Raw genomic sequence first — 7,760 nt, 5'->3', positions numbered from 1 at the left:
GGCGCCGCAGGCGCCCGGCTCCGCCCTAAAAAACCCCACTAGGAGAGCAACCGCGTGACTCCTAGGGATGTTCGGCCTCTCCGCGGCCCAAAGGGTCGCGGAGAGGGAGGAGAAAAAATTTTTTCGGGGCTGAGCCGAAGGCCCCCGGCCCAGCCCCGAAAACCCCAAATTCAAAAGCAGTACGAGCGCAGCCCATCGCGTTAAAACCCCCGTGGGGGAAGAGAAACCGTGCGAGTGATCATCGTTGGCGGCGGGATCGCGGGGTTGAGCGTTGCCTATTTTCTAGAGCGCGCCGCGGCGGAAGGGCGCTGGCACGGGGAGGTTCTCCTGATCGAGCGGGAACGCCTGCTCGGCGGGAAGATCACGACGGTGCGGGAGGATGGGTTCATCGTTGAAGGCGGACCCGATTCCCTCCTTCGGGCGAAACTGGAAGGGACATCCCTCCTTCAAGACCTGGGGCTGGAAGAGGAGCTCATTTTCCCGCAAGCCCGCACCGTATATGTGTTGCGCAGGGGGCGCCTTCATCCGATCCCCGAAGCGCTCCTGATGTTGCGCCCGGATCCGGCAGCCGTTTGGCAAGCGCGCAGCCTTTCATGGTGGGGGCGGCTCCGTGCGCTCACGGAGCCATGGGTGCCGCCGCGCCGGGGGGAGGGCGATGAGTCGCTGGCGGCCTTCCTGCGTCGCCGCTTCGGTCGCGCCTTCGCCGAGGGTATTGCCGAGCCGTTGATGGCCGGCATTCACGCAGGAGACCCCGAGCGTCTGAGCATGCAGGCCCTTTACCCGCATCTTTTGGCCCTGGAGCGAAACTTCGGCAGCATCGCGCGGGGATTACGGCGCGGGCGTTCCCCTGGAACTTCGGAGGCCATGTTCGTCTCCCTGCGATCCGGCATGGGCGTGCTGGTCGAGCGGCTGGCCGCCTCGCTACATCGAGCCCACTTGGTGCTCGGGCGGATGGTGATCGAGATCGCCCCGATCCCAGGAGAGGCCCCTGCTCGATACCGAGTCGCGTTGGACGATGGGGCGATCCTGGAAGCGGATCGCGTGGTGCTCGCGGTCCCGGCCCCTGAGGCGGCGCGTCAGATCCGGGCGTTTGCCCCCTCGGCAGCCGAGCGGCTTCAAGAGATCCCTTTCGCTTCCACTGCAGTGATCACGCTGGCGTTCCGAGGGGATCAGATCGCCCATCCTTTGCAGGGGAGCGGCTTCCTGGTCCCTCGGGGGGAGCCCTTCCCACTGACGGGATGCACCTGGTTCTCTTCGAAATGGCCCCATCGCGCGCCCGAGGGGTTTGTGCTGTTGCGGGCCTTTCTCGGATGGGCTGGGGATCCGGAGGCCATCGCCGCGGAGGATCCAGTTCTGGTTCAGCGGGCTACGAAGGCCTTGCGTCCCTTGTTAGGGCTGCGAGGCGACCCGGTGCGGGTGTGGGTGCACCGCTGGCCTCAGGCGATGCCGCAGTACACGGTCGGGCATCTCGAGCGGCTGGCGGCGATCGAGCGCGCGCTGCGCCCGTTCCCAGGCCTTTTGCTGGTCGGGGCTTCCTATCGGGGGGTCGGGATCCCGGATCTCATCCGACAAGCCCATGAGGTGGCGAAGCGACTGATCGATGGGTAGGGGCACCCCTTGTGGGTGCCCCCGGGCGGGCACAAGGCCTGCCCCTACTATCAACGGAGGATTCCACGATGGCCCGAATCGGCGTGCTGCTGATGGCTTACGGAACACCGCGTTCCTTGGAGGATGTAGAAGCCTATTACACCCACATTCGGGGCGGGCGGCCACCTTCCCCGGAACGGGTGGCGGAGCTTCAGGAGCGTTACCGGCGGATCGGAGGACGCTCCCCATTGTTCGAGATCACGCTCCGTCAGGCCCAGGCTCTGGAGGCCCGATTGGCCCGGCTCGCCCTCGGGCATTCCTTCCGCATTCGGGTGGGCATGAAGCATTCGCCCCCCTTCATCGACGAGGCCGTCGCCGGGCTGTTGGAGGAGGGCATCGAGCGGTTGGTGGCCATCGCGCTGGCCCCCCATTACTCCCGTATGAGCGTCGGCGCCTACCACGCGGCGGTCCGGGAGGCCCTCGCCCGCCGTTCCGCGGCGCTCCCGGTCGCCGAGATCCGGGGATGGGGGTCTCATCCCCTCTTCGTGATCGCAGTGGCGGAGCGTCTGAAGGAAGCGTTGGAGGATCTGCCGCGGCAGGAGACGATGGTGATCTTCACCGCCCATAGCCTGCCCGCACGCTTGCGCGAAGAAGGGGACCCTTACGAGACCGAGTTGCTGGACTCCGCGCGGCGGGTGGCGCGGGTGCTGGGACTGGATCACTGGCGCTTCGCGTATCAGAGCGCCAGCGCCACCGGCGAGCCGTGGCTGGGGCCGGACCTCCTGGAGGTCTTGGAGGCCATCGCGCGACAAGGGGAAGCCCGGCATGTCGTGGTGTGTCCCATCGGATTCCTCGCGGACCACTTGGAAATCCTCTACGACCTGGATGTAGAAGCGCGGGAGGCGGCCGAGGGATGGGGGCTCTCCTTCCGGCGCACCCGCTCGTTGAACGATGATCCTCTGCTCATCGAGACCTTGATGGCGCTGGTGAGCGAGGCCCTGGCGGATTGAAGGAGATGCTCAGGGAGCGCCCGGGGCTTCCCCCAGCATTTGCAGCAACGCCTCGATCTCCTCAGCGAAGGGGGAAGGCGGATGGGTTTCCAAGAACTGGCGGAGCAACGCCCGGGCTTCGTCCACCTTCCCCTGATGGGCGAGCAGCCGGCCGAGCCAGTAAAGGGCCTCCGGCATCCCGGGGCGCAGGGCCAGCGCCCGGCGGAGGTCTGCCTCGGCGCCGGCGAAATCTCCCTCGAGCATGCGGGCGCTCCCCCGCCCGACATACGCTTCGGGGAAATCGGATCGGAGCCGGAGTGCCTGATCGAACGCCTGTTGTGCTTCCCGAACCCGGTTCTGCTGAAGGAGGGCGAGGCCCATCAGGTAATGCGCCCGGGCCTCCTGAGGATGGCGCGCCAGGACGGTCCGGGCTTCCGCGACCGCCTCGCTCAGGCGGCCGCTCCGAACGAGGGTGGCCCCGAGGCCTAAGCGGGCCGGGACATCGTCAGGGGCTCGTTGCAGGACCTCCCGATAGATCCGTTCCGCCTCCCCGAGACGACCGGCCATCGCGTAGGCCTCTCCCAGCCAAACCCGGGCGTCCAGCGCTTCGGGATGCGCTTGAACGAACGGCTCCAGCAGCGCGAGGGCCGCGACGGCGTCTCCCCGTTGCAACGCCGTCCGAGCCTGCGCCAGCTGAGGGTCCAACGTGGGGGTGGGTGGAGGGGTTGGGATGGGGCGACAGGCTACAACAAGCCCCAACCAGGCCAGCACGAAGGAAGGCGCTCCCCTCATCCTTCCTCCTGAGCCTGGAGGTTGAGGACAATCACCTGGGTTTCCTCCGGAAGATCCCCTCGGGAGAGCTTCAGGGCATCGAGGGTTGGGGCCTTCTCGCTGCCCATTTCCTTGAGGAACTTCTGAACCGGATCCAGCTTGAGGGTCAGCCCGGGCACGCGGTAGTGCATCGGGATCACGATGCGCGGTTCCAAGAGGCTGACGACCTCGGCGGCCTGGGCGGCGTTCAAGGCCTCTCCGCCGCCGACGGGAACGAGGAGGACGTCCACCTCCCCCAGGACCTCCTCGACCTCGGCTTGAGAAGGGACGTGCTGCAGGTCGCCCAGATGGCAGACCCGCATATCTTCCAGCTCAAAGAGGAAGATCGTATTGCGCCGTTCCCGGCTCCGTCCGCGCCGGTTCTCAGGGCGGATGTCCAGGCCGGTGATAAACACCCCGCTGATCTCATACTCGCCGGGCCCGCTTAAGACGCGCGGCTCGCCCTTGATGGCGCGAGCGGCGTTATGGCCGGGGGCATCGTGGCTGATCGTGACGATGTCCGCCTTCAGACGGGGCAAGTTCAGCCCGACGCTTTTGTCGTAGGGATCCGTCACGATCGTTGCCGTCCGGCTGCGGATGCGGAAGCAGCTTAGACCAAACCATACGATCTCCATTGCGCAAACGCCTCACGGTTCAAGATGCGGATTGCGGCGGGCCTATTCTGCCTGAGCGGTCGGCCCGTCATAGGTTAATCGTAGCATGATCCTTGCGCCGATTGAAATCGGCCTCTCGAGGCGTTTCGCGCCGGGCGTCTGCCCCCGCGGACGCCAAACCCTGGTCGGCGCAGGCCGACCACCGGCCGGAGGCCCTACGAGGGCGATTGCAATCGACCCTATCGATGCGCCCGGCCGCGGATCTCCTGCAGGCACCGGTAGCCGTGGGCCGTGAGCCACTCCTCCATCTCCTTGCGGATCGCTTGGAAGACGCCGAGGCCGCGGTAGGCGACTGCGGAGCCTATCCCCACCGCCGTCGCTCCGGCCATGATCATCTCGATGGCGTCCTCCCCCGTGAGGACCCCGCCCGTGCCGATGATCGGGATGCGCACAGCGCGGGCGATCTCGTAGACGCACCGAACGGCGATGGGTTTGAACGCCGGCCCGGAGAGCCCCCCCTCGCGGTTGGTGAGGACCGGCCGTCCGGCCTCGATGTCGATCACCATCCCGGGCATCGTGTTGACCGCCGTGATGGCATCAGCCCCTGCTTCCTCCGCCGCCCGGGCGATGCGGGCGATGTCGGGGACGTTCGGGGCGAGCTTCGCGATGACCGGGCAGGGGACCGCGGCCTTCACCGCCGCGACGGCTTCGGCGGTGGCTTTCGGGCTGGCGGCGAAGATCTCGCCATACTCGGCGGCCACGTTGGGGCATGAAAGGTTCAGCTCGATCATATCCGGCCCGGCCGTGGCCAGGACGCGGGCGACCTCCACGAACTCCTCCACGCTCCCCGCGAAGACGCTGGCGATGAGCGGGACACCCATGGAAGCCAATGCGGCCCGGGCCTCCCGAAGGATCGCTGCCATCCCCTCCGCCCCTGGGTTGGTAAGGCCCACCGCGTTGATCAACCCGTGGCCCCAATCGAAGAGGATGGGGCTGGGATGACCCGCCCGGGGGAGCCGGGTGGCCGATTTCGCGGTAATGCCCCCTGCCCCCAGCCGGGCCAGCCGGACCATCAGCGCCGCGCTGGTCCCCAGGATCCCCGAGGCGAGCACCAGGGGGTTTGGAAAGCGAACACCGGCGATCTCGCAGGTCAGATCGATTTCGGGTTGCGATCGTTCATGGGCGAAGGCGAATTCCACAATTGTCCTCCTTACGCATCCAAGCGTTCGCCCGGCGCCAGGCCGTGGAAGAGCGTTCCCGCGCGTCACCGGATCAGGCCCAACGCCGCTCGGACGCGGCGGCGTTCCTCTTCCGAGATCAAACCTTCTTCCACCAGCTCTTCCAGGAGATCCGTCAGGGTGATCGCTGCATGCACCCGATACCCGGCAGCCTCCAGCTCCTCCCGTCCCCCTTGCTCCCGATCCACCAAGACCACGATGTCGGTGACCCGCAACCCGGCCTCCTCAAGGACTTGGATCGCCTCCCGCTTGCTGAGCCCGGTGGTCAGCACGTCGTCCAGCACCACCACCGTTTCCCCTGGTCGAAACTCCCCCTCGATCCGCTGGCCGGTGCCGTATCCCTTCGCCTCCTTGCGCGGATACAGCAGGGGACGTCCGGTCCGGAGGGCCACGGCCGTCCCGATCGGGAGGGCCGCGTAGGGGAGGGCCGCCAGGCGGTCGAAGGAAAGCCGCTCGAGGAGGGCGGCGTAAAGGCTTGCCACCGCCTCCAGCTGCTGGGGGAAGGAGACCAGACGTCGCAGGTCCAGGTAGATCGGCGAACGGCCCCCGGATTTGAGGATGAACTCCCCGAAGCGGATGCAGCCGGTCTCATACAGCCATCGGGCCAGGGTCCGCTTGAGGGTCGAAGACAGCGCTTTCGCCGGATCCCCATGCCAGCGTTCCACCAGCGAGCGGGCGGCTGCGCCGGGATCAGGTGCCTCCAGGATCTCCCGGGAAACTGCGATCAGGGCCGGAGGGCCTGCCAGGGCCTTCACTGCGGCCACATCTCCCCCTTGCGGGCCGATCCCGGGGATCAGAAACCAGCGATCGGGGCTGATGCGGCGCAGGGCGGCCAGGGCGTGCGGAGCGGTGGCTCCCACCACGAAGCCGATCCGCTCGCTTTCAGGCCAGCTCAGGATCCGCCGGGCCAGGGCCTGGTAGAGCGGTTCTCCCTCCACCGGCAGCTCCTGCACGGCCTCCGCGTTCGGGTTGGAGGTGCGGATCAGGAGGAAGAGGCCTCGCCCCTTATAGCCCAGGAACGGGCACAGGGCCTCGGGGCCGAGGAAGGGATTCAGGGTCACTGCGTCCGCCCGGAGGACCTCGAAGGCGAACCGGGCGTAGGCCTCAGCGGTCCACCCGATATCCCCGAACTTGCCGTCCAGGATCACCGGGATCTCCGGGGGGATCGCCGCCCGGACGGCCCGCAGGGTCTCCAGACCTGAGGTCCCCAGCGCCAGGTAGAAGGCCAGGTTGGGTTTGTAGGCCGCCGCAACCTCTGCGGTCGCCTCGACGATCCAGCGCAGGAAGATCCGGGCCGGGTCCGGGTGCCGGCGCGCCCATGCCGGGAGGCGCGCCGGCACGGGGTCCAGCCCGACGCACAGGCCCAGTCGGGTCCCCCGGGTCCGTTCGTCCAGGCGCTCGAAGAATTCCATAGGGAGCCCTCCGTTCACGCTTTGCCCAACACCGCCGCCAGCAGGGCCATCCGGATGTAGAGGCCGTTGGCCACCTGGCGGAAGTAGGCCGCCCGTGGATCCCGATCCACCGCTGGATCGATCTCCCCGACCCGGGGCAGCGGATGCATCACGATCATCCGCTCTTTGGCCCGCCGCATCAACTCGGGTGTGATCACATAGTAGTTCTTCACCTGCTCGTAGGCATTGAGGTCCGTGAAACGCTCCTTCTGCACCCGGGTCACGTAGAGCACATCCGCATCCTCGATCACATCGGCCACGTCATAGGTCTCATACACCGGGATCCCCTTGGCGCGCACCTCGTTCATCAGGTCGAGGGGCAGCCGCAGGATCTCCGGCGACACGAACGAGAGGCGTACGTCGTACATGGTGAGCAGCTTGGTGAGGGAGTGCACGGTGCGCCCGAAGCGCAGATCCCCCACCATCGCGATGTGGAGGCCGTCGATGCGGCCCAGCTCCTCCCGGATCGTGAAGAGGTCCAGGAGGGCTTGGGTGGGGTGCTCGCCGATCCCATCGCCGGCGTTGATCACCGGCACCTCGGCCACGTCGGCGGCGATCTTCGCTGCCCCCACCTCGGGGTGACGCAGGACGATCACGTCGGAATACTGCTCGAGGGTTTTGATGGTATCCGGGAGCGACTCCCCCTTGGCGACCGAGGAGAACTGGACGCCCTGGGTGATGGGGATCACGGCGCCGCCCAGGCGTTCCATCGCCGCGATGAAGGAGGAGCTGGTGCGGGTGCTGGGCTCGTAGAAGACGCAGGCCATCACATAGCCTTTGAGGAGATCACAGGCCCCCACCCGACGCACCATCTCGCGCATCTCCTCGGCGACGTCGAAGAGATAGGCGAGGTTCTCCCGGTTGAACTGGGAGACCGAGAGGATGTCCTGCATGTAGAAGCCGTTATGAGGATTGACCGGCTCCCGCGGACGGGAGCTGTTAAATTGGAACAGGCGCGGTCGTGTCACCATCGTCCACCTCCTGTTTTTTGTTAGTTGTGCTTTATCCGCATCATCTTTGAGGTCAATAGACTTTAGGGATCTTTGGAGTTGGGGGCTGCCTTTGGCAGCC

The 7,760-nt window shown here is 66.8% G+C and carries 7 protein-coding genes; 2 read left to right on the top strand and 5 right to left on the bottom strand.

The window, feature by feature from the left end; genetic code table 11:
- Positions 1-228: 228 nt before the first annotated feature.
- Positions 229-1,608 (top strand): protoporphyrinogen oxidase, encoded by a 1,380-nt coding sequence (hemG, locus tag ACFMO5_RS01730; RefSeq protein WP_376791046.1) that lies wholly within the window; start codon positions 229-231, stop codon positions 1,606-1,608.
- A gap of 68 nt (positions 1,609-1,676) precedes the next feature.
- Positions 1,677-2,597 (top strand): ferrochelatase, encoded by a 921-nt coding sequence (gene hemH / locus ACFMO5_RS01725; RefSeq protein ID WP_376791045.1) that lies wholly within the window; start codon positions 1,677-1,679, stop codon positions 2,595-2,597.
- A 9-nt stretch (positions 2,598-2,606) separates the two neighbouring features.
- Here hemH and ACFMO5_RS01720 read toward each other — a convergent pair whose 3' ends face one another.
- The 5 genes from ACFMO5_RS01720 to pyrB all read right to left on the bottom strand — a co-directional run bounded on the left by ACFMO5_RS01720 (position 2,607) and on the right by pyrB (position 7,582).
- The gene (locus tag ACFMO5_RS01720) at positions 2,607-3,368 is read right to left on the bottom strand and encodes a tetratricopeptide repeat protein (RefSeq protein WP_376791044.1); all 762 of its coding nucleotides are present in this window, start codon (positions 3,366-3,368) and stop codon (positions 2,607-2,609) included.
- On the bottom strand, positions 3,365-4,021 hold the full coding sequence (locus tag ACFMO5_RS01715; RefSeq protein WP_376791043.1) for an MBL fold metallo-hydrolase: 657 nt from the start codon (positions 4,019-4,021) through the stop codon (positions 3,365-3,367). Before ACFMO5_RS01715 ends, ACFMO5_RS01720 begins: the two co-directional genes overlap by 4 nt.
- Before the next feature lie 218 nt (positions 4,022-4,239).
- Positions 4,240-5,199 (bottom strand): dihydroorotate dehydrogenase, encoded by a 960-nt coding sequence (locus tag ACFMO5_RS01710; protein ID WP_376791042.1) that lies wholly within the window; start codon positions 5,197-5,199, stop codon positions 4,240-4,242.
- A gap of 65 nt (positions 5,200-5,264) precedes the next feature.
- On the bottom strand, positions 5,265-6,650 hold the full coding sequence (gene pyrF / locus ACFMO5_RS01705) for an orotidine-5'-phosphate decarboxylase (protein WP_376791041.1): 1,386 nt from the start codon (positions 6,648-6,650) through the stop codon (positions 5,265-5,267).
- 14 nt (positions 6,651-6,664) lie between these two features.
- A complete protein-coding gene (gene pyrB / locus ACFMO5_RS01700; RefSeq protein WP_376791047.1) occupies positions 6,665-7,582 on the bottom strand; it encodes an aspartate carbamoyltransferase in 918 nt (305 codons plus the stop codon).
- Between the last annotated feature and the right edge of the window lie 178 nt (positions 7,583-7,760).

The organism is Thermoflexus sp. (assembly GCF_042408365.1).
Taxonomy (GTDB): Bacteria; Chloroflexota; Anaerolineae; order Thermoflexales; family Thermoflexaceae; genus Thermoflexus.
This window is presented reverse-complemented; position numbering and strand designations above follow the sequence as displayed.

Coding starts and splice junctions, on each gene's coding strand:
- ACFMO5_RS01715 (WP_376791043.1), bottom strand. CDS start 4,021: ATGGAGATCGTATGGTTTGGTCTAAGCTGCTTCCGCATCCGCAGCCGG.
- hemH (WP_376791045.1), top strand. CDS start 1,677: ATGGCCCGAATCGGCGTGCTGCTGATGGCTTACGGAACACCGCGTTCC.
- pyrB (WP_376791047.1), bottom strand. CDS start 7,582: ATGCAGGACATCCTCTCGGTCTCCCAGTTCAACCGGGAGAACCTCGCC.
- ACFMO5_RS01720 (WP_376791044.1), bottom strand. CDS start 3,368: ATGAGGGGAGCGCCTTCCTTCGTGCTGGCCTGGTTGGGGCTTGTTGTA.
- pyrF (WP_376791041.1), bottom strand. CDS start 6,650: ATGGAATTCTTCGAGCGCCTGGACGAACGGACCCGGGGGACCCGACTG.